The following is a 21,511-nucleotide window of genomic DNA, read 5'->3' on the forward strand; positions in this document are numbered from 1 at the left end:
GCGCCCAGGTGTGCGTCTTTAAGCGCTGCAGCTCTCAGCGCAACACCCTCCTAAGCGCGGGAAGCGAAATCCGACAGGTAGTCGGCATGAACGACAGGCTTCTGCATGTCATTCGGCAATTCCTCGGTGTGGTAGCCGATCATGCCCAGCAGTTCCTCGGAGTCATAATTGACCTCGCCGCGACCGATGACCTCACCACCAGGACCGATTAGATCGACGATGTCGCCGGCGGAGAACTCACCGTCAACCGAGGTAATACCGACCGGGAGCAGCGACTTACGCATGCGGGTTACGGCGTCGACCGCACCGGCGTCCAGGCGAAGCAGCCCCGAGCTGTCCGCTGCGTAGAGCATCCAGAACTTCCAGGCGCTCAGGCGGTTGTCCTTCGCGGCGAAAGCGGTTCCCACATCTGCTTGGTCCAGTGCTCGCTCAATGTTGGACGCCGAAGTCAGCAACACCGGCACCCCAGCACGCGAAGCCAGGCGTGCGGCAGAGACCTTCGACGCCATACCACCGGTGCCCAGCGCACCGCCGTCACCAGCGATAACACCACGCAAGTCGTTACCGCTGCGCACCTCCGGCACAAAGGTTGCACCTGGATCGGCCGGGTTGCGATCATAGAGGCCGTCGACGTCGGAAAGCAGAATCAATGCATCGCAGTACGCCAGGTGACTGACCAGCGCGGCGAGGCGGTCGTTGTCGCCGAAGCGGAACTCCGAGGTCGCGACCGTGTCATTTTCGTTGACAATTGGCACCGCGCCCAGCTGGCGCAGGCGGTCGATAGTGCGCTGGGCGTTGCGGGCACGCGAACGCACACCCGCATCGTCCGAGGTCAAAAGCACCTGTGCAGAAGTGCGACCATAGCGCAGGAAGGAGCGTCCCCACTCCTGTGCCAGGCGCACCTGCCCCACAGCCGCAGCCGCCTGCTTGGTTGCCAAATCAGTGGGACGCGAAGTCAGCCCCAGCGGCCCCATTCCGGATGCCACCGCGCCGGAGGACACAACGATGACATCGCTAATGCCCATACGCTTCTCCAAAGCATCGGCGATGAAGTCGATGCGCTCCGGATCGGTACGACCGTCAGATCCGGTCAACGAGGAAGAACCAATCTTCACCACGACACGCTTCGCGGTCCGAATTGCCTCACGAGTCTCGGAATCGAAACCGCCCTTGGTTCCCGGAGATAAATTCTCAGTCGCCTTTTCAATCTCAGCGACGGTGGACTCGGGATTGTCGTGAAGCAGCTCGTCGACCTCCTCACGGGAAATCGGCGCGTCCGATTCAGACTTCGGCGCGGTAGCTACCGGGGCATCTAATGCATCTGCTCCAGTGACGTCAACATCGTTGGCAACGGTGTCGGAAGGGATAACTGACTCACTCATTTCACTGATGGAAAACATGACGGTCTCATTTAATTCTGACCATATAATTGTTTAAACAATCAATGGCAAAATGCAAGTTTGAAGTCTTCGCTTGCCGACGACGCTGGCGCCCGCGCCTATGAATACCGGTCGCGAATAGCCTCTTCGCCATCCCCGAAGTCGTACTCGTCAATCAGACCACGGCGGGCCTGCGATGCACGCTTACGCTGCTCGGCGCTGGTGCGCTCGTTGACGTAGAGACGATCATCGGTACCACGGCCACTCGGCACGAAGTCATCGGTGCCCGCGACCTGCTGCGGGTACCACTCGAAGGTGAGATAGGAAATCGTCACCGGGCAGCCAACTGCTGCCCCAGCCTTTGCCAGGGCATCTTCTACACCAAGCTTGGCCAGGCGGTCAGCCAAGTAGCCGACTGCCTCGTCGTTTTCGAAGTCCGTCTGGTTAATCCAGCGCTCCGGCTTACGGCCACGCACAATGAATCCGTCTGGGGTATTTGGATCGCGCTCGATGGTGAAGTCGGCGCCTTCGCGCTTCTTGCCACGCACCCCTTCCGGACGGATGACCGCACGGGGCTCCTGCTCTGTTGGCAACGGATGCGCCTTGCGGTAGGCAGCGATCTGATCCTTCAGGCCGTAGGTCAGCTCCTTGAGCCCCTCGTGCGTCACCGTGGAGATCTCAAAAATTGGCCAGCCGAACTTCTCCAGTTCCTCGCGCTGCATGTCAATCATTTCGCGAGCATCGGGCAGGTCAATCTTGTTCAGCACGATGACGCGCGGACGCTCTGCGAGATCCCCAAGCCCCACGTCGGCCTTCAGCACCGACTGGTAGTTGGCGAGTTCCGTCTCCAACGCCTTGATGTCAGAGACCGGATCGCGGTCGCCCTCCAGAGCAGCAGCGTCAACCACATGCACGAGCACAGCGCAGCGCTCAATGTGACGCAGGAAGTCCAACCCAAGTCCACGGCCTTCAGAAGCCCCCGGGATAAGACCCGGCACATCTGCGATGGTGAAGGACTCGTAGCCAACGTTGACTACACCCAGGTTCGGCTGCAGCGTGGTAAACGGGTAGTCACCAATCTTCGGCTTAGCAGCGCTCAAGGTGCTGACCAGCGATGACTTTCCGGCCGACGGGAAGCCCACCAGTCCAACGTCGGCCATGGACTTGAGCTCCAAGACAAGATCCTTGGCCTCGCCCGGCTCACCGAGGAGAGCAAATCCCGGCGCACGGCGGTTCTTGTTTGCCAGCGCTGCGTTGCCCAGGCCACCGTAACCGCCCTCAGCGGCAATGAAGCGGGCGCCCTTACCGGTCATGTCCGCCAGCACTTCCCCATCCTCGGTCATCACAACCGTGCCCTCCGGCACTCCGAGAACCAGATCCTCACCACGAGCGCCGTTGCGGTGATCGCCCGCGCCCGGCTTACCGTTGGCAGCCTTGATATGGGGGTGGAAGTGAAAGTCCATCAGAGTATGGATCTGGGGGTCTACCACAAGCACAATGTCGCCACCGTGGCCACCGTTACCGCCGTCGGGGCCACCCAGTGGCTTGAACTTTTCACGCAGCACCGAGTTACAGCCGTGACCGCCGTCGCCGGCCTGCAAATGCAGCACGACACGATCTACAAAACGAGACATAAAATCACACACTTCCGAGCGGAGAGCCATCATCTAGTGCCTGGAGTAATGCCCTAATTTAAGCGAGCCGACGGGCAGAAGTCTAGGCGGTGACAAAACGGTGCCTCGCAACCAAACGTTGCGAAACAGTACATAAACAACAAAAGAGCCGATTGCCTTTCGCACTGGGAAAGGAATCGGCTCCTTTGTAAGGCAGCTAGTTCTGCCTCAAATTCAACGTTGCAGTAATCCTATGCGGACAACCAAGCGGTTGTTCTTAGGAGTTGTTCTCAACGATGTTGACAACGCGACGGTTGCGGCGGGTGCCGAACTCGACTGCGCCTGCCTTCAGAGCGAAGAGAGTGTCGTCGCCGCCACGGCCAACGTTCTCACCCGGGTGGAACGAGGTACCGCGCTGACGAACGAGAATCTCGCCTGCCTTAACCTGCTGGCCGCCGAAGCGCTTCACGCCGAGGCGCTTAGCTTCGGAGTCGCGGCCGTTGCTGGTGCTGGATGCACCCTTCTTAGTAGCCATGATTTTCTCCTAGGGAAAAGCTAATTGGAATTTCGGCGGTTTACTTGGAGACGCCGGTGATCTTCAGAACAGTGAGCGGCTGACGGTGGCCGTAGCGGCGCTTGTAGCCAGTCTTGTTCTTGTAGTGCATGCCGCGGATCTTCGGGCCCTTGACAGCCTCGACGATCTCAGCGTTAACGGTAACGTTGGCAAGCTTGTCGGCATCCGCAATGACATCTGCGCCATCGACGAGCAGAACCGGGGTGAGAGCCACGGACGAACCCGGCTCACCCTCGATCTTCTCGACCTTGACGAGGTCACCTTCGGCAACCTTGTACTGCTTGCCGCCGGTCTTGACGATCGCGTACATAGGAGGGCTACCCCTTTATCTGAGAAACTCGACTCAAGGAATCTTTGTAATTCCTTGACTGGACAATGGAATTGCGATTAGTTGCGCGTGCATCACACTTCAGGGACATACCCGAAAGACCCGAAAGCGAAATCCGAGTAGATTTCCCCGCTCCGGCCGTTTCCTTACCGCCAGCGCCTCAAGCACCAGCGGGCATGACCAGATACGCCTACTAATCAGCGACTGGTCAAGAGTAGCGAAGAATCCCCCTAAATTACAAACTGCCCGAGTAAGACCCTGTCCCCCATTGGTTTTCACGGTCTTCTCGGGCAGTTTCCGAAGCCACTTTCCACTCCCTGCTTTAGGGAACGAAAAACAGCCTCCTATCTGGCCTTATTCCAGATTTTTAATACCTAGTTCCGGCCGCTTCGGCGCACCGCACGACGCACTCGGCGGCGACGATTGGCCGGTTTCGTCTGCGGCGCCGCAGCACCGCGATTAGCCTGCTTCTGCTCTGGCTTAGTAGCGCGGTTTGAAGCGCCCTGTCGCTGCTTCGACGCAGTCGCTCCAGCATCGCTTTGCGACGAGACCCTGCGCACCGCCCGACGGCGATTACGGCGAGCTCCCGTGCCCTGGACCGCTACCACTTCAACCCGTGACTTGCCCGAGCGACGGCCACCGCCACTGCGGTTGGCGCTGCGGTTGCTGTCATCGTGGTTGTCTTTGGCACGATCTCCGCCCTTGCTGCCTTCTGCGTCCGCCTTTGACTTAGTGGACTCGAAGTCCTCGCGACGCGGTGCGCGATCCGAGCGGGAGTTACCGCGAGTCGGGCGACGACGGCGTGGGGAACGCTCGAACGCCTCCTTAGCCTCCTCATAGGTCTGGGACTCCGTGGCCACAGCCTTGGCGGTCTTGTTAGCGTTGCCACCCTTGTCATCCTCGGCTGGCTCCCGCACATCTGTGGTGGAAGCTGCCTGGGACTCGGTCTGAGGCGCAGTGGTCTCATCCACAGCCGTACGACGAACAGCGCGACGACGGCGACGTCGAGCACTGGCGCTGCTGGAGCGTTCAGCGTCGCCACGGCCTCCACGGCCGCCACCGTTATCGGTGCGCTCGGCACGCTTAGCACGGGTCGGGCGCTCCGAACGCTTGCTGCGATTGCCATGCTCTTCGTCGCGGTCATCAGCGTCGTGTGCAGCCGAATCAACGGCGACATGCTCCGCTACCCGGCGACGCGTAGCCCGACGGCGGCGGCGCTGTCCCTCCTGCGGCATGTAACGGTCATCCGATGGTTCTTCCGGATCCTTCTCACGGGCTTCCGCAACAGCTGCGGCAGCCAGAGCAGCCAGGTCATCGGAGCCCTCCAAACGCTCGTTGCGCTCATCACGCTCGCGGCGCTCCTGACGACCATTGCCGTCCTGTCGCTGCTCATCGTTTCGGCCCTGGCTCTTACGAACCCGGCGACGACGCGGTGGCTTCGGCTCATCGTTCCCAGAAGAGACAATGACCGCTTCGACAGCAGCTGCGACACGCTTGTCGGCTGCGTCTTTATCGCGCTGGTTGGTTTCCGTGTCGTCGTCAAGCGTTGCCTTGGAAGCTCCTGCCTGGTCGCCCTGATCGCGGTGCATGGCCAGCGCGGCCGGGTGGTTGGCCGGATTGTGCTCCGAGCGAGACTTGTTGCGGCGCTTGGACTTACCCTGCTCTTCGTTGCGACGACCGTTCTTGTGACCACGGCCCTGATTGTCCTGCTCGACCGGGTCGATGTGGATAATCAGACCACGGCCATTACAGCAGCTACACGGCGTGGAGAAGGTCTCCAGCAGGCCTGTGCCCAGACGCTTGCGCGTCATCTGGACGAGGCCGAGCGAGGTGACCTCGGAGACCTCGTGACGCGAGCGGTCGCGGCCGAGCGCCTCCTTCAGACGGCGCAGCACCAAGTCCTGGTTTTCCGGCAGCACCATGTCGATAAAGTCGACGACGATCATGCCGCCCAGATCGCGCAGACGCATCTGGCGGACGATTTCCTCAGCGGCCTCCAGGTTGTTGCGAGTGACCGTCTCTTCCAGGTTTCCGCCAGCACCTGTGAACTTCCCGGTGTTGACGTCGATGACCGTCATGGCCTCGGTGCGGTCGATGACCAGCGTGCCGCCCGAGGGCAGCCAGACCTTGCGGTCGAGTGCCTTGGCCAGCTGCTCATCGATGCGGAAGTGCTCGAAGACATCAGCGCCGCCGTGCTCCTTGGCGAAGTAGCGCTGCAGACGCGGCTCCAGCTCCGGTGCCAGGTCGCCGATGTAGTCCGTCACTGTGTTCCACGGACGGTCGCCCTCCACCACAAGACGCGAGAAATCCTCGTTGAAGACGTCGCGGACGACCTTGACCAGCATGTCCGGCTCTTCGTACAGCGCAATCGGCTTTGCCCCGCGCTTCGCCTTCGCCGCCTCGGAGGCTTCCCAGATTTCCTGCCACTGCGATTCCAGGCGCTTAATGTCGGCCTCGATGGCCTCCTTGGACACGCCCTCGGCCGCGGTGCGAATAATCGTGCCTGAGCCCTCCGGCGTAACCTCACTCAGAATCGACTTCAGGCGCTTGCGCTCCGGCTCCGGCAGCTTGCGGGAAATACCCGCGCTCCGGCCGCCCGGCACGTAGACCAGGAACCGACCAGCCATCGAAATGTGAGTGGTCAGACGCGCGCCCTTGTGACCAATCGGATCCTTGGACACCTGCACCAGAATCTGGTCGCCGGCCTTCAGCGCATGCTCAATCTTGCGCGAACGCGATTTCGTGCCCAGCAGCTTCCAGTTCAGGTCACCTACGTAAATGACACCGTTGCGGTCGGTTCCGATATCAATGAACGCCGCTTCCATGCTGGGTAGGACGTTCTGCACGCGGCCGAGGTAGATATTGCCGATCTGCGTGGTCTGCGTGTCAGAGGTAACGAAGTGCTCGACCAACAGGTCATCTTCCAGCACACCCACCTCAGTGACAATGCCCGCGTGGTCATGGCGCTTGCGCTCACGCACCACCATCGTGCGCTCCACCGACTCACGGCGAGCCAGGAACTCAGCCTCCGAGATCACGTGGCGCTTGCGCGACTCCTCACGACGCTCAATACGGCGACGGCGCTGCGCCTCCAGGCGAGTCGAGCCCTTGATCGCCTGCGGCTCTTCGACCGCCTCGCGGGTTTCCGCCTCCTCGCGCTCTGCCTTTTCGGTGGTCTTCTCCGCCTGCTGAGCATCATCATTACGACGCCCACGTCCACGACGGCGACGGCGCGGCCGCGGCTGACGCTCCGTTTCGCTTGACGACGAGCCGTCCTGCCCCTCCCCCGCGTTGTCATCGGAATCCTGGTTGGAGGCACCGCTGTCAGCCGAAGCTGCATCCTCGGTGGCCGAATTCTTGGCCGTGGCCGGCACAGCCTGCGGAGCCAGGAAGATAGGCGCAAACGCAGTCTGCTCTTCCGCAACCGGCGGCTCCGGGACTACCGGAGGCTCGATGTCCTGCAGGGCTTCGCCCTGAGTTGCCTTTGTATCCTGCGGTCCTTGCGCTTCCTGAGTTTCCCGAGTCTCCTCTGCCACTGGAGCGCTGGTCGTGCGGACCGCACGGCGAACTCGGCGACCACGACGTGTGGTCACTGCAGCGCTCTTTGCAGCAGGTGCTTCGGCGGACGCTTTCTCAGCGGAAGTTTTCTCAGCGGTCTCGGCTACGGTGTCGGCAGCCTTCTTATCTGCAGCCTTCTTATCTGCAGTCTTCTTCGATGACGACTGAACTACAGCCTCAACCGCTTCCTCGACGACCGAGTTCGAGTCCTTCTGCTCGTCCTTCGCTGCGGTTTCTTCCGGAGCTCCAGCGGTCTTCTTCACAGCCCGCTTACGCGTTGCCCGCTTCTTAGTCGAGCTCTTCTTTTCGTCGCTCTGCTTCTCTTCAGCCTGCTTCTCTGCGCTCTGCTTTGCCGAGGATTTTTTAGCCGAGGCCTTCTTGGTGTCCTTCTTCTCGGTCACTTCCTCAGCAGGCGCTGCGTCCGACTCCACTTCGCTCTGAGCTGCCTTCTGGTCGACCTTCTTTTCTGCCTTCGGCGCAGCCTTCTTTGTGGCCTTCTTTGTGGCCTTCTTCGCAGCCGACTTCTTGCTGCTCTTCTTAGCAGCTGATTTCTTCTCGGACTTAGCTGCGGTTTGCTCGTCCGACTTCTCATCCGCCGCGTTCGGCTTATCTGCCGACTGCTTTCCCTTCGCAGCCTTGGTATCAGCTGTTGGCTTTGCGGCGTCCTTCTTCGGAGCTGACTCTTCGCCGGTTGGCTTGGTCGCAGCGGATCCGTCGTTAAGCGAGGCATCCTCTGGATGCTCGCCGATGAAATTCAGCACCGCGTCGAGCTGATTTTGATTAATGGTGGACGCAGCGGACTTTACGACAATCCCCGCGTGCCCCAGTGCTTCGATGGTTTCCTTCGAGGTCAGCCCCAGGCTCTTGGCCAGGTGGTGGACTCGGGTTTTCAGAGCCGCCGACTCGCGATCAAATTCGCGTGCCTTAGCGACAACATCCTGGCTGAAATTTGCCACTGTATTTGTTTCTCCTTGACACCCCACCACGCAAAACTCGACAACAGGAAGCGCACTCTTTGTCATTCCATGTGCGCCTACATCCGTTGTGGCCTTGAAACCCAGGCGGAGCAACGATGTTGCGACAGCCACTTCATTTGCGCCATATGCGCAGATAGAGGGCCGAAAACGATGAACAATTATGAAAGTCTTATTGGCAGGCCTTCCGGCTGACTCGGGGATTCAGCGATCACATGCGGAATATTTCATCCACCGGAGCGAACTCCCGGGCACAACTGCTGCTGTCCATTGTCGCACATATCGAGCAGGTGGCGCGCACCGACATTGGCGGAGGCGGGCCAATGCGAGTTACTGACTGCGTTTATGACAAAAATGGCTCGAAAAATGGCCGGTAGAGTCATAAACTTGCACAGTTTCACATTTGCAGTCCGCGCCTGCATTCACATTTGCAACCCGCTGAAGAGCCGCCCCACGGTCGTCGACAAGCAAAAAGCGCCGAACCGGCAAACAATTTGCTTGCTCAGTTCGGCGCCAGTTCAACGCTTACGGGTCAATGCTGAACCGTCAACGTTTAGAGGTTCGGGAACCAAATACCAATCTCGCGCTCAGCGGACTCCGGGGAATCGGAACCGTGAACAACGTTGTTAGCAACCTCAAGTGCGAAGTCACCGCGGATGGAGCCCGGGGTTGCGGCCTCAACCGGGTTGGTGCCGCCAGCGAGCTGACGCCAAGCAGCGATTGCGTTCGGGCCCTCGATAACACCAGCGACCAGCGGTGCAGAGGTGATGAAATCAACCAGCTCACCAAAGAACGGCTTATCGACGTGCTCTGCGTAGTGCTCCTTCGCAGTTGCCTCGTCAGCAACACGGAGGTCAAGCGCGACCAGCTTCAGGCCCTTGCGCTCGATGCGGGAGATAACTTCGCCGACCAGACCGCGGGAAACGCCGTCCGGCTTGATCAGAATAAGAGTACGTTCAGTCATGGTGAGCATCATACTATGACAAACCCCGCTGCACCGGAGTGGTGGTGCAGCGGGGTGAAATGTGCAGCGTAACCCAGCGCGACTACGAGCGCGGGAGATCTACGAGTGCTGGGTGGTCAACAGACCGCGCTCCATACGCTGGATGAGGTTCTTCCGCAGGTGCAGAATGTAGGCCCACACTAGTGCGAAGAAGATACCCACCACGCCCATCGACACGTGTGTGAAAATAGCCAGCACACCAAAGACCTGCAGCACAATGTTGGCCTTCAGCGCCCAGGGCTGCTTCTGCAGGAAAGCCATCGCAATCAGAGCCAGGCCCAGGATGGTGATGTACGTAACCGAGAAGGTCTGGTTAATCTGACCGTCGGGAATGCGCGTGACCACAGTCAGACCAAGCAGCACCGAGATAGCCTGCATAATCAGCGTGCCGGACATAACACCGCGCAGACCCTTCAGCGGGTCCTTAGCCGGATCGTGTCCCGCACCGAGCGGGCCATACTTGCCGCCTTCACTCAGGTCACGCCCCTCGCGGTAGGCGCGCAGGGCCTCGCGGTCGGCAGCGGTGTAATCCTCCGCGCCATTGTCCTGTGGCTGGCTCGCCTGAGATTCACTCATTGCGGGTCCTTTCCAAATAGTGTCCGGGCCTCGCCCGCGGTAACAACCGATCCAGTGACGATCACACCGGAACCAGAGACAATACCGTCACCGGTGTCGGTTTCTTCAGCCAGCGCGACAGCTAGCTCAACGGCGGACGGCAGAGTTGGCACGCGATGCACGCGCTCCTCGCCGAAAATCTCCTCCGCAAGGTCAGCCAGGTCGTCGTAGTGCAGCGCACGCGGCGAGGTGTTCTGGGTGATTACCACTTCTTCGAAGTACGGCTCCAGCTCCACCAGCAGCCCACGAGCATCCTTCTCCCCCAACACCGACAGCACACCAATGACACGGCGGAAGTCGAACTCAGCGGAGAGCGCCGTGCGTAGCGCACGGGCACCGTGAGGATTGTGGGCGGCATCGATAAACACCGTCGGGGTCGAACGCACGCGCTCCAGGCGGCCGGGCGATGCGACCGTCGCAAAGCCTTCGCGAACCGCATCAATGTTGAGCGGACGTCCCGGACCTGCGCCGAAGAACGCCTCCACCGCGGCCAGCGCTGTGGCGGCGTTGCGCGCCTGATGCGGACCGTGCAGTGGCAGATGGAGGTCGTCATACTCGCCGGCCAGGCCCTTGAGCGTTAGGTTCTGCCCGCCGACCGCCAGCTGATGGCTGACGACGCCATACTCAACCCCAGCACGGGCGACCGAGGCATCCATTTCCACGGCACGGCGCAAAACGACGTCCATTGCTTCCGGTTCCTGCTCGCCAACAATGGCGACATTGTCCGGTGGTGTGAGCAGGTCGTCCTTGTTCCACCGCGACTTGATGATGCCGGCCTTCTCAGCAGCGATTTCAGCCAGGGTATCGCCGAGGTACTCCGTGTGATCGAGACCAATCGGGCAGATGACTGCCACGTCGGCCTCCACCACATTGGTCGCATCCCATGTGCCGCCCATGCCGACTTCCACCACGGCGACATCGACAGGAGCGTCGGCGAAGGCAGCGTAGGCCATGGCCGTGAGGACCTCGAACTTGCTCATCTGCGGGCCGCCCTTTTCGGCGGACTTGGCGTCAACCATTTCCACGTAGGGCTGAATCTCGCGCCAGATGCGCACGTAGTCGCGTGGATGGATGGGCTGGCCATCGATGGCGATGCGCTCAGTGACGAGCTGCAAATGCGGACTGGTGGTGCGTCCGGTGCGACGGCCGAGAGCGCGCACCAGCGACTCAATCATGCGCACCGTGGAGGTTTTGCCGTTCGTCCCGGCAACGTGAATAACCGGGGTTGCGCGCTCCGGATGGCCGAGGATGTCCATCAGCATCTCGATGCGCTCGAGCGATGGGTCGATCTTGGTCTCCGGCCAACGCTGATCCAGCTCGGCTTCGATCTCTGCGAGCTCACGCAGCTCCTCGGCGGTGGCCTCCAGCGGGGCCGGCTCATTGACCGGGCGGTCCACATCGACCGGCAGGCTCAGGCCTTCCTCGGACACGGAGACCTCACCGAGGCGCATGTCATCGGGCATGCGATCATCGGCCATCACACCGGCGATTTCGCGAGGCTCAAGGTCCTCGACGATCTGGGAGTCAGCCGGATCGAATTCGAACTCAGGCGCTGCGGTGGACTCTTCTCGCACCGCAGACTCTTCCTGCGCCACCGAATCGTCCTCGCCGCCAAGATTCAAACGAATCTCCCCTGCAATCTCATCGTGTGATTCAGCACCCCGAGGTTCGATATCCCGTGGTTCGGTCATGCCTGCGGAAGTCCCTCCAAACGAGCCTTAATGCGGTCAATCTCCTCCAGTGCGAACTGGTGGCGAGTCTTAATCTTCTCCACGACTTGCTCCGGAGCCTTGGACAGGAAGGCCTCGTTGCCGAGCTTCTTTTCGGTGCCGGCCAGTTCCTTCTCGGCCTTGGCCAGGTCTTTTTCCAGGCGCTTGCGTTCAGCGGCCACGTCGACGGTGCCGGAGGTATCCAGCTCGATCAGAACCGTGGCCTGAGACAGGCGCACCTCAATGGAAGCGGTAGCGGTGAATCCATCCTCCGGTGCCTCAGCACGAGCCAGCGAACGAATCATCTCTTCCTGAGCAGCCAGATCAGCATCCGCCAGGTTCATGCGTGCCGGCACGCGCTGCGACGGCTTCACACCCTGGTCATTGCGGAAACGACGCAGCTCGGTGACCAACTTCTGGGCATCGGCAATACGACGTGCGGCAACCTCGTCGACAGCAGCGCCGTCGGTGGTCATGGTGGCATCCGGCCAGGCGGAAATAACCAGAGAATCCTCGAAGCCCTCCGCGCCGTCGGTAAGCGCCTTCCACAGCGTCTCCGTGACGAACGGCATGGACGGGTGCAGCAGACGCAGCAGCGTATCCAGCACGCGGCCGAGAACCAGACGAGTGGAGGCAGCGCGGGCGGCCTGCTCCTCGGTCATGGTCTCGCCGTCGTTCAGGCGCGGGAAGTCAACCTTGGTCATCTCCAGGTACCAGTCACAGACCTCGTCCCATGCGAAGTGGTAGAGGGCCTCGTTAGCCTTGGAGAACTCGTACTTATCCAGCGCAGCGTCAACCTCGGCGCGGACCTGTTCCAGGCGGTCCAGGATCCAGCGGTCGGTGTCGGTGAGCTGGTCGCGGTCCGGCAGCTCGCCCACGTGGGCCCCGTTCATCAGCGCAAAGCGGGTGGCGTTGAACAGCTTGGTAGCGAAGTTACGGGAGCTCTGAGCGGCGTCATTACCGACCGGCAGGTCAGAGCCCGGGTTAGCGCCACGCGCCAGCGTGAAGCGAAGTGCGTCCGCACCGTAGTCGCGGACCCAGTCCAGCGGGTCAATGCCATTGCCGAGGGACTTCGACATCTTGCGACCCTGCTCATCGCGGACCAGACCGTGCAGGAAGACATCCTTAAACGGCACCTGCGGACGACCGTCGCGCCCCTTACCCAGCGGTGAATCAGCCAGGGTGGCAGCAAAGGTCGAGAACATCATCATGCGCGCGACCCAGAAGAACAGAATGTCATAGCCGGTGACCAGTACGGATGTCGGGTAGAACTTCTCCAGCTCTGGGGTGGCTTCCGGCCAACCCATCGTGGAAAACGGCCACAGCGCAGACGAGAACCAGGTATCCAGCACGTCCGGATCCTGCGTCCAGCCCTCGCCCGTCGGAACCTCATCATCCGGGCCGACACAGACGACCTCGCCATTCGGGCCGTACCAAATTGGGATGCGGTGGCCCCACCACAGCTGGCGGGAAATACACCAGTCGTGCATGTCATCGACCCAGTCGAACCAGCGCGGCTCCTGCGAAGCTGGGTGAATAACCGTGTCGCCCTCGCGAACAGCATCGCCGGACATCTTGGCCAGCTCATCGACCTTAACGAACCACTGCAGGCTCAGCAGCGGCTCAATCGGCTCACCCGAGCGCTCCGAGTGGCCGACCGAGTGAACGTACGGGCGGACCTCCTTGACAATGCGCCCCTGCTCACGCAGCGCCTCCGTCAGCGCAGTACGGGCTTCCGCACGATCCATGCCGTCGAAACGCGTGCCAGTGTTGAAGATACGGCCAGTGGTGTCAATGACCTCCGGCATATCCAGGTCGTGGCGCTGGCCCATGGCGAAGTCATTCGGATCGTGTGCCGGCGTGATCTTCACCGCACCGGTACCGAACTCGCGGTCCACATAGTCATCGGCGATGACCTGAATCTTCAGGTCCTCGCGGAACGGGTGGTCCAAAACCTTGCCCACCAGGTGCGTGTAGCGCTCATCCTCCGGGTGCACGGCAATTGCCACGTCGCCCAGCATCGTCTCCACACGAGTCGTCGCCACAACAATGGAGTCTTCCCCATCGCCGTAGCGGAAAGAGACGAGCTCGCCTTCAGCGTCCTCGTACTTGACCTCAATATCCGAGATCGCAGTCTGCAGCACCGGCGACCAGTTGACCATGCGCTTGGCGCGGTAGATTAGGCCGCGGTCAAACAGTTCCTTAAAAATCGTCTGAACCGCACGGGACAGGCCCTCGTCCAGAGTGAAGCGCTCACGGGACCAATCCAGGGAGTCACCAATCTGGCGCATCTGGTTGCCGATACGTCCGCCGTAATCGTGCTTCCACTCCCAGACCTTCTCCACGAACTCCTCGCGGCCATAATCGAAGCGGTCCTTGCCTTCGGACTCCTTCAGCATCGCCTCGACCTTGGTCTGCGTTGCGATACCCGCGTGGTCCATACCCGGCAGCCACAGCACCTCGTAGCCCTGCATGCGCTTACGGCGCACCAGCGCATCCATCAAAGTGTGGTCCAGTGCGTGGCCCATGTGCAGCTGACCCGTCACATTCGGCGGGGGCAGCACAATAGAGTAAGCCGGCTTGGAGCTAGACGGATCAGCCTCGAAATAGCCAGCGTCTACCCAGCCCTGGTACAGGTCCGACTCCACGTCAGCCGGGTTCCACGACTTGGGCAACTTATCTGCTCTGTTTAGGTCCACGTTGTTCTCAGTCACGCGTCACATCTTAGCGCCTTGCCCGGATTTGTTTTTCCAGGGGCTTTACGACGACCCTTGCGCCCCAACCCATATCTGCTATCGGCGACTTACGCACCGCCGAATTCAAGCTTTACTCACGTCCCGAGCCAACCGGCGATTACCGCACAAAATAAAAGCGCCCTCTTGTGAAACCATCACAAGAGGGCACCTTTAAACAGGCGTTAAGCGGCTCTTAGACCAGCAGGTCCTTAACTGCGTCGCGCTCTTCGCGCAGTGCCTTGACGTTGCGCTCGATGCCAGCGCGCTGCACCTCGGAGAGATCCAGGCCCTCAACGCGAACCCACTCGCCGTCCTTGGCGTAGCACGGAACACCAGCAACCAGGCCCTCGTCGATGCCGTAGGAGCCATCGGACGGAAGTGCGACAGAGACCCACTCGCCCTCTGGGGTACCCGTCACCCAGTCACGCATGTGGTCAACTGCGGCAGCTGCAGCGGAAGCTGCGGAGGAAGAACCGCGGACCTCGATGATTTCTGCGCCACGCTTGGCGACACGCGGGATGAAGTCCTGCTCGACCCATGAAGCGTCAACCTTGTCGGAGACCTTCTCGCCTGCAATGGTGGCGTAGGTGATGTCCGGGAACTGGTCTGCGGAGTGGTTACCCCAGACGATCATGTTCTTGATCTCAGTGGTCGGAACACCAATCTTTTGCGACAGCTGGGACAGGGAACGGTTGTGGTCCAGGCGCATCATGGCAGTGAAGCGCTCTGCCGGGATGTCCTTAGCGTGGGAAGCGGCAATCATGGTGTTGGTGTTAGCCGGGTTGCCGACAACCAGAACCTTGATGTCGTCTGCTGCGTGATCGTTAAGTGCCGCGCCCTGCGGGCCGAAGATCTTGCCGTTGGCGCCCAGCAGTGCGGAGCGCTCCTCACCCTTGCCACGCGGCTTTGCACCGACCAGGAATGCGGCGTTGGCACCGTCGAATGCCTTTGCCGGATCATCGGTGATGTTGATGCCAGTCAAAAGTGGGAAGGCGGAGTCAAACAGCTCCATGGCGACGCCTTCGGTGGCGTGCAGCGCCGGAGTGATCTCCAGCAGGTTCAACTCAACCGGGGTCTCAGGGCCGAAAACCGAACCGCTGGCAATGCGGAAGAGCAGGGAGTAAGCAATCTGTCCGGCGGCGCCGGTAACTGCAACCTTTACGGGAGTCTTGTTCACTACAGGCCTTTCTCGAGAGAGAATCAATTCGCTGCCCACTCTAATGCGACTGCAGAATTGGCGCAGACGGGGGCGACGGGCTCAGTACAATTCTGAAAAACGGATAGCATTAGGCATGACTTACGGTCGTGTACTCATTTCACTAGAAGGAAGTCCGCGACTGACCAATTTCACCCCCGTTAGATAGCCAAAACCCCGTAGTCGCTCTCTAGTCCAAGCAAAGGATTTTCATGAAGTCTCCAGGCTCCTCTGATGCAATCCCCCATGCAGTCTTGGTGGCAGCACTTCAAGAATTCACCGCAAAGGGGTATGCAGATGCCCGTTTGGATGCCATTGCTGCCGCCTCTGGTGTCTCCAAGCGTATGCTTCACTACCACTGTGGTGACAAGTTGGGACTCTACAGGGCGACGTGGGCACATGTGCTGGAGACCGTAAGGCCTGACGACGACGACCTGCGTCCGCACTCCAATGTGCCGGTGGAAGCCCTGCAGCATGTAGTCGGCGTTATCTACGACTATTTCTCGGCGAACCCACTCGCCGTGCGGTTCATCATCCAGGAAAACCTACACCCAGTCCTGCCGCTTGAAGGCGTGACTGGGCTTGGTGGTCAGAGCCCAATTGTTTTGGAGTTTGACCGCATCTTGCTGCTCGGCCGCGATTACGGTGCATTCCGCACTGACATTTCCGCACTTGATCTTTATATTCTCGTGCTGTCGCTGGCCACCTTCCCCACCCTGCACCAACGAACTTTTGAAAACCTCTACGGCATTGAAATGCAGTCGACGGTGCTGTCGGACAAGCTGCGTGAGTTCGCACAGGACACCGTGACCAGCCTGTTGACATCCTCGCCTCGCAACGAACCGGGCAGCTCGTACACTTCCCTGCTGGCCTCCCATGGCGCGAACTCGTCCGCGCTTGGCGCAGAGGTCTATGGCGATCAGCCCAACCCAGAGACTCAGGACTTGGCTGCTGATGATGCCCCGGATTACCGCGACATCTACGGCATGGACGACTAGGGCTCCATACAGACACCAAAACCCGGTTAGAGCAGCTACTCTAACCGGGTTTTCAGCTACCTCTACGCAGTCTTCTTGTTCTCGCTGCGTTCAACAAGTTCTGGCGCTGCACCGTCCGTGATGCATTCCTTGTGGACGATGACCTCCGCGACGTCGTCACGCTCTGGTACTTCGAACATCACGGGAACCAAGATTTCTTCCATGATGCCGCGCAGACCACGGGCGCCGGTATTGCGGCTAATCGCCTTGGCAGCAATGGCGCGCAGTGCCTCATCGTCGATGGTGAGGCGCACACCGTCCATGTCGAACAGGTGCTGGTACTGGCGGACCAGGGAGTTCTTGGGTTCGGTGAGTACGCGAACCAGCGCGTCCTCATCGAGGTTGGTGACCGATGCGATGACGGGCAGGCGACCAATGAACTCAGGAATCAGGCCGAATCGAACGAGGTCCTCCGGCAGCACGTCGCGGAATGGATCCTTCATGTCCGCGTCGTTAGCCGAGGTGACATCTGCGCCGAAGCCCAGACCCTTCTTGCCGACGCGCTCCTGCACGACCTTCTCCAGACCGGCAAACGCACCGGCGACGATGAACAGGACATTGGAGGTGTCGAACTGAATGAACTCCTGGTTCGGCAGCTTGCGCCCACCCTGCGGGGGCACGGCGGCTACGGTTCCCTCGAGAATCTTCAGCAGCGCCTGCTGCACACCTTCACCGGAGACATCGCGGGTGATGGAGGTGTTTTCAGACTTACGCGAGATCTTGTCAATTTCATCGACGTAAATGATGCCACGCTGCGCCTTCTCGACGTCGAAATCAGTAGCCTGCAGCAGCTTCAGCAGGATGTTCTCCACATCCTCACCGACATAGCCGGCCTCGGTCAGGCTGGTGGCGTCAGCGATTGCGAACGGCACATCCAGCTTGCGCGCCAGCGTCTGTGCCAGGTAGGTCTTGCCACAGCCTGTCGGCCCCAGCAGGAGGATGTTCGACTTTTGCAGCTCGACGTCGTTGTCCGACTTGGTCTCTGCAGCACGAAGGCGCTTGTAGTGGTTGTAGACTGCGACGGCCAGCGTGCGCTTTGCCATGTCCTGGCCGATGACGTACTCATCGAGGAAGTCGCGAATTTCCATCGGCCGCGGCAGGCGGTCGTCGTTGCCAGTTGCCTCGCCGCCGGTGTTGAGCTCCTCTTCAATAATCTCGTTGCAGAGCTCGATGCACTCATTACAGATGTACACACCAGGTCCGGCAATCAGCTTTTTGACCTGCTTCTGACTCTTTCCACAGAAAGAGCACTTCAGCAAATCCGCACTTTCTTGCATACGCGCCATGAGGCTCCCGCCGCCGCCTTTCCGCTTCGTTGCCAATAACTGCTTCAGACCAGCCTACCGTGAGTGTGCGCAAATACCGGCTTCCACGCCAGGGCGAGGTGAATTTCACGCGATCTCGCCCGGCGCTTTACGACGGCCAGTGCGCAGCACTCCAAAGAGACCATGTCTCCTTTTAGGCGTTGTGCTTGCGGTACTCGAAGACCTGGTCGATGATGCCGTACTCGACGGCCTCTTCAGCGGTCAGGATCTTGTCACGGTCGGTGTCCTTGCGGATCTGCTCTGCAGTGCGACCGGAGTGGCGAGCCAACGTCTCCTCCATCAGCTTGCGCATGCGCTCGATTTCGTTCGCCTGAATCTCCAGGTCGGAAACCTGACCCTGGATACCCTGGGTAGCCGGCTGGTGAATGAGCACGCGCGCATTCGGCAGAGCTGCACGCTTACCCGGTGCACCCGCAGCGAGCAGCACGGCTGCCGCGGAGGCAGCCTGGCCCAGGCACACGGTCTGCACGTCGGGACGCACATACTGCATCGTGTCGTAGATGGCCATCAGCGAGGTGAAGGAGCCGCCTGGGGAATTGATGTACATCGTGATGTCACGATCCGGGTCCAGGCCCTCAAGCACCAGCAACTGGGCCATGATGTCGTTAGCGGCGGTGTCATCGACCTGGGAGCCGAGGAAGATAATGCGCTCTTCGAAGAGCTTGTTGTATGGGTTGGATTCCTTAGCACCAAAGCTGGAGTGCTCCACGAAAGAAGGAAGCACGTAGCGCGACTGCGGCATCTGCATATTGTTCATCTCCATGTTGATTAAATCGCCTCTAATTATTCGCTACTGTCCGCTTTTAGCGTGCGGTGTCCTTGAGAGCGGTCACGACGTGGTCAACCAGGCCGTATTCCTTAGCCTCAGCTGCAGTAAACCAGCGGTCGCGGTCCGAGTCTTCCTCAATGCGCTCGACCGGCTGACCGGTGTGCTGCGCAATCAGACGAGCCATCTCCTTCTTGGTGGCAGCGAACTGCTCAGCCTGAATGGTGATGTCGGATGCGGTACCGCCAATACCTGCAGATGGCTGGTGCATCATAATGCGGGCGTGCGGCAGTGCGTAACGCTTGCCCTTAGCACCTGCGGCGAGCAGGAACTGGCCCATGGAAGCTGCCAAGCCCATGCCGTAGGTAGCCACGTCGCACGGAACAAACTGCATGGTGTCGTAAATGGCCATGCCGGCCGTGACGGAGCCACCCGGGGAGTTAATGTACAGCGAGATATCCGCCTCTGGGTCCTCAGCTGCCAGGAGCAGCATCTGACCGCAGAGCTTGTTGGCAATCTCGTCGTCGACCTGCTCACCCAGCCAAATAATGCGCTCCTTGAGCAGCTTGTCGAAAACCGTGTTCGTCGACATCTGGGCGTTATCGCTCATCTGTGTACTCCTTCTTCGTACGTGTGCGAGTTTGTCGTTCACTAGAGGGTAACGAAAAGGGCCGTCCCTTTGTTTCAGGAACGGCCCTTGTTCGCTATAAGCGTTGCAGCATAAGGAATGCGTCGCGCTAACGGCGGGGCTTACTCAGCCGAGTTGTCCTCAGCCTTGTCGGACTCAGCCTTCTCAGCCTCAGCTTCGACCTCACCGAAGTACTCGTTCAGATCGATTTCGTTGCCCTCAGTGTCCTTGGCGGAAGCCTTCAGGATCGAGGTGGCCAGAGCCTTGCCGCGGCGAACGTCTGCAAACAGGTTGCCGAGCTGGCCGGACTGCTGAATCTGCTGGATGAACTGGTTCGGGTCCATGCCGTAGGACTGAGCAGTGAACAGGATGTGGTCGGTGAGCTCCTGCTGGGAAACGTCCGGCTGGATCTCCTCAGCCAGTGCATCCAGGAACAGCTGGGTGCGAACAGCTTCCTCAGCGGACTTCTTGGAGTCCTCGTCGAACTGCTCACGAGTGGTGCCCTGGGCCTCCAGCATGGAGTTCAGAACCTTCTCGTCGCCGCCGAACTGACCCAGCAGCTGCTGCAGCTGGCCCTCGACCTGCTCCTTGACAACACCCTCCGGAAGAGCGATTGTGGTCTGCTCCATTGCGGCAGCCAGGACCTTGTCGCGGACCTGCTGAGCCTGTTCGCCCTTCTTGGTGTTCTCGACCTGGCGTGCCAGGTCTTCCTTCAGCTCCTCGATGGTGTCGAACTCGGAAGCCATCTGAGCGAAGTCGTCGTCAGCTTCCGGCAGCTCGCGGACCTTGACGGACTGAACGGTAACGGTGACCTGAGCGTCCTCGCCCTCGTGCTCGCCAGCAACCAGCTTGGTGGTGAATTCCTTGGACTCGCCCTGGGACAGGCCAACAACAGCCTCATCCAGGCCGTCAATCAGATCGTCGGAGCCAACCTGGTAGGACAGTCCCTCGGTGGAAGCCTCTTCCAGCTCTTCACCGTCGATAGTGGCGGACAGGTCGATGGAGACGAAGTCGTCCTTCTCAACTGCGCGCTCAACGCCGGTCAGGGTGCCGAAGCGAGCGAGCAGGTTCTGCAGCTCAGCCTCAACAGCTTCCTCGTCGGCGACCAGCGGGTCAACCTCAACTGCGATGTCCTCGAACTTCGGCAGCTCAATCTCCGGACGGACGTCGACCTCAGCGGTGAACTCGACGAGCTCGCCGTCTTCCAGCTTGGTGATGTCAACCTCAGGCTGACCGATAACCTTCAGCTCCTCCTCGCGAACGACCTCGTCGTAGCGGGACGGAACCATGTCGTTGAGCACCTGCTCCAGGATTGGGCCGCGGCCGAAGCGGGCCTCAATCAGCTTTGCCGGTGCCTTGCCCTTACGGAAGCCCGGAATCTGGACCTGCTGAGCCAGTGCCTTGTAGGCATTGTCGAACTCTGGCTTCAGCTCGTCAAACGGGACCTCGACGGTAATCTTCACTCGGGTCTCATTGAGCTTCTCAACGGAAGACTTCACTGGTGCACTCTCCTGCAACTCGATGATTAATTCATAGACCACGGGAGTGCCCGTGATACTGGTCGGGGTAGCGGGATTTGAACCCACGGCCTTCCGCTCCCAAAGCGGACGCGCTACCAAGCTGCGCCATACCCCGTATGCGTCATTCGAAACCTAGCAGAAACCCCTTTGGAGCATCTGCACCGGGGCCCTCATAGTCGCGAAATCGCGTTTCCACAACGGACCCGTATAGATTTACCTGACGATTAACGAAATCACAAAACCACGCGTTCAACCAGGCCATTACTCTGTCTGAAAACGCTTTACGACGCCATCGAGAGCCAACCTGCCAACTACTACTGGTTTCATGAAATCCATGCATATCACAGGGCGTTTGCATCACCTCGGCACTGCTTTTGGCGGCCTCGTTTACTGCAAACACTCCATTCGTCGGCCGACCCTCCAAAGAAGCCGCCTAAAACGACTGCCCCTTTGTTGAGTCGTGTGACAGTGTAATCAACGGCTATACGCCTGTTTCATATACCCCATATTGCTTTAGTTTCATTTTCTGTTTTTCCCGGCCACAGCCACTTT

Annotated in this window: 16 protein-coding genes and 1 tRNA gene; 2 read left to right on the forward strand and 15 right to left on the reverse strand. The window is 60.0% G+C overall.

Features of this window, described 5'->3' with window-relative positions:
- Window positions 1–50: 50 nt before the first annotated feature.
- From proB to HMPREF2847_RS10980, 5 genes are all read right to left on the reverse strand, one after another.
- A complete protein-coding gene (gene proB / locus HMPREF2847_RS10960) occupies window positions 51–1,400 on the reverse strand; it encodes a glutamate 5-kinase (RefSeq protein ID WP_048735120.1) in 1,350 nt (449 codons plus the stop codon).
- 98 nt (window positions 1,401–1,498) lie between these two features.
- A complete protein-coding gene (obgE, locus tag HMPREF2847_RS10965; RefSeq protein WP_070852508.1) occupies window positions 1,499–3,013 on the reverse strand; it encodes a GTPase ObgE in 1,515 nt (504 codons plus the stop codon).
- Between the two features lie 256 nt (window positions 3,014–3,269).
- Window positions 3,270–3,527 (reverse strand): 50S ribosomal protein L27, encoded by a 258-nt coding sequence (gene rpmA, locus HMPREF2847_RS10970; protein ID WP_048761258.1) that lies wholly within the window; start codon window positions 3,525–3,527, stop codon window positions 3,270–3,272.
- A gap of 40 nt (window positions 3,528–3,567) precedes the next feature.
- Window positions 3,568–3,876 carry a 50S ribosomal protein L21 gene (rplU, locus tag HMPREF2847_RS10975; RefSeq protein WP_038628111.1) on the reverse strand — a complete coding sequence of 103 codons (309 nt, stop codon included), beginning with the start codon at window positions 3,874–3,876 and terminating at the stop codon, window positions 3,568–3,570.
- A 392-nt stretch (window positions 3,877–4,268) separates the two neighbouring features.
- Window positions 4,269–8,408 (reverse strand): translation initiation factor IF-2 N-terminal domain-containing protein, encoded by a 4,140-nt coding sequence (locus tag HMPREF2847_RS10980; protein WP_070852510.1) that lies wholly within the window; start codon window positions 8,406–8,408, stop codon window positions 4,269–4,271.
- A gap of 233 nt (window positions 8,409–8,641) precedes the next feature.
- On the opposite strand from HMPREF2847_RS10980, the gene HMPREF2847_RS11635 reads away from it, so the two are divergent.
- Window positions 8,642–8,803: a hypothetical protein gene (locus HMPREF2847_RS11635; RefSeq protein ID WP_168168384.1), complete on the forward strand. Its 162-nt coding sequence runs from the start codon at window positions 8,642–8,644 to the stop codon at window positions 8,801–8,803.
- Between the two features lie 176 nt (window positions 8,804–8,979).
- Here HMPREF2847_RS11635 and ndk read toward each other — a convergent pair whose 3' ends face one another.
- The 5 genes from ndk to HMPREF2847_RS11005 form a co-directional block, all read right to left on the reverse strand.
- Window positions 8,980–9,390, reverse strand: a complete 411-nt coding sequence (ndk, locus tag HMPREF2847_RS10985; protein WP_038629458.1) for a nucleoside-diphosphate kinase — start codon at window positions 9,388–9,390, stop codon at window positions 8,980–8,982.
- Between the two features lie 99 nt (window positions 9,391–9,489).
- The gene (locus HMPREF2847_RS10990) at window positions 9,490–10,005 is read right to left on the reverse strand and encodes a DUF4233 domain-containing protein (protein ID WP_048735128.1); all 516 of its coding nucleotides are present in this window, start codon (window positions 10,003–10,005) and stop codon (window positions 9,490–9,492) included.
- Complete coding sequence (locus HMPREF2847_RS10995) at window positions 10,002–11,507, reverse strand: bifunctional tetrahydrofolate synthase/dihydrofolate synthase (RefSeq protein ID WP_241482122.1); 1,506 nt, start codon at window positions 11,505–11,507, stop codon at window positions 10,002–10,004. Before HMPREF2847_RS10995 ends, HMPREF2847_RS10990 begins: the two co-directional genes overlap by 4 nt.
- 224 nt (window positions 11,508–11,731) lie before the next feature.
- Window positions 11,732–14,467, reverse strand: coding sequence for a valine--tRNA ligase (locus HMPREF2847_RS11000; RefSeq protein ID WP_070852512.1), 2,736 nt, complete (start codon window positions 14,465–14,467; stop codon window positions 11,732–11,734).
- Window positions 14,468–14,681: 214 nt separating this feature from the next.
- The gene (locus HMPREF2847_RS11005) at window positions 14,682–15,665 is read right to left on the reverse strand and encodes a malate dehydrogenase (RefSeq protein ID WP_069359629.1); all 984 of its coding nucleotides are present in this window, start codon (window positions 15,663–15,665) and stop codon (window positions 14,682–14,684) included.
- Between the two features lie 230 nt (window positions 15,666–15,895).
- Between HMPREF2847_RS11005 and HMPREF2847_RS11010 the strand changes: the two genes are divergently transcribed.
- Window positions 15,896–16,681 (forward strand): TetR/AcrR family transcriptional regulator, encoded by a 786-nt coding sequence (locus HMPREF2847_RS11010; RefSeq protein ID WP_049190863.1) that lies wholly within the window; start codon window positions 15,896–15,898, stop codon window positions 16,679–16,681.
- Between the two features lie 62 nt (window positions 16,682–16,743).
- Here HMPREF2847_RS11010 and clpX read toward each other — a convergent pair whose 3' ends face one another.
- From clpX to HMPREF2847_RS11035, 5 genes are all read right to left on the reverse strand, one after another.
- On the reverse strand, window positions 16,744–18,006 hold the full coding sequence (clpX, locus tag HMPREF2847_RS11015; protein ID WP_070852514.1) for an ATP-dependent Clp protease ATP-binding subunit ClpX: 1,263 nt from the start codon (window positions 18,004–18,006) through the stop codon (window positions 16,744–16,746).
- Window positions 18,007–18,178: 172 nt separating this feature from the next.
- A complete protein-coding gene (locus HMPREF2847_RS11020; RefSeq protein WP_369707172.1) occupies window positions 18,179–18,802 on the reverse strand; it encodes an ATP-dependent Clp protease proteolytic subunit in 624 nt (207 codons plus the stop codon).
- A gap of 46 nt (window positions 18,803–18,848) precedes the next feature.
- Complete coding sequence (locus HMPREF2847_RS11025) at window positions 18,849–19,421, reverse strand: ATP-dependent Clp protease proteolytic subunit (RefSeq protein WP_016422302.1); 573 nt, start codon at window positions 19,419–19,421, stop codon at window positions 18,849–18,851.
- A 140-nt stretch (window positions 19,422–19,561) separates the two neighbouring features.
- Complete coding sequence (gene tig / locus HMPREF2847_RS11030; RefSeq protein ID WP_141765093.1) at window positions 19,562–21,025, reverse strand: trigger factor; 1,464 nt, start codon at window positions 21,023–21,025, stop codon at window positions 19,562–19,564.
- Window positions 20,998–21,074 (reverse strand) — tRNA-Pro (locus HMPREF2847_RS11035). The genes tig and HMPREF2847_RS11035 overlap by 28 nt, the downstream gene beginning before the upstream one ends.
- Window positions 21,075–21,511 lie beyond the last annotated feature (437 nt).

Source organism: Corynebacterium sp. HMSC074C03, assembly GCF_001838285.1.
GTDB classification, from domain to species: domain Bacteria; phylum Actinomycetota; class Actinomycetes; order Mycobacteriales; family Mycobacteriaceae; genus Corynebacterium; species Corynebacterium amycolatum.

Excerpts from the sequence above, each read along its gene's own strand:
- proB (WP_048735120.1), bottom strand. The coding sequence starts at position 1,400 with ATGTTTTCCATCAGTGAAATGAGTGAGTCAGTTATCCCTTCCGACACC.
- obgE (WP_070852508.1), bottom strand. The coding sequence starts at position 3,013 with ATGTCTCGTTTTGTAGATCGTGTCGTGCTGCATTTGCAGGCCGGCGAC.
- rpmA (WP_048761258.1), bottom strand. The coding sequence starts at position 3,527 with ATGGCTACTAAGAAGGGTGCATCCAGCACCAGCAACGGCCGCGACTCC.
- rplU (WP_038628111.1), bottom strand. The coding sequence starts at position 3,876 with ATGTACGCGATCGTCAAGACCGGCGGCAAGCAGTACAAGGTTGCCGAA.
- HMPREF2847_RS11635 (WP_168168384.1), top strand. The coding sequence starts at position 8,642 with ATGCGGAATATTTCATCCACCGGAGCGAACTCCCGGGCACAACTGCTG.
- ndk (WP_038629458.1), bottom strand. The coding sequence starts at position 9,390 with ATGACTGAACGTACTCTTATTCTGATCAAGCCGGACGGCGTTTCCCGC.
- HMPREF2847_RS10990 (WP_048735128.1), bottom strand. The coding sequence starts at position 10,005 with ATGAGTGAATCTCAGGCGAGCCAGCCACAGGACAATGGCGCGGAGGAT.
- HMPREF2847_RS10995 (WP_241482122.1), bottom strand. The coding sequence starts at position 11,507 with ATGCCCGATGACATGCGCCTCGGTGAGGTCTCCGTGTCCGAGGAAGGC.
- HMPREF2847_RS11010 (WP_049190863.1), top strand. The coding sequence starts at position 15,896 with ATGAAGTCTCCAGGCTCCTCTGATGCAATCCCCCATGCAGTCTTGGTG.
- clpX (WP_070852514.1), bottom strand. The coding sequence starts at position 18,006 with ATGGCGCGTATGCAAGAAAGTGCGGATTTGCTGAAGTGCTCTTTCTGT.
- HMPREF2847_RS11020 (WP_369707172.1), bottom strand. The coding sequence starts at position 18,802 with ATGAACAATATGCAGATGCCGCAGTCGCGCTACGTGCTTCCTTCTTTC.
- HMPREF2847_RS11025 (WP_016422302.1), bottom strand. The coding sequence starts at position 19,421 with ATGAGCGATAACGCCCAGATGTCGACGAACACGGTTTTCGACAAGCTG.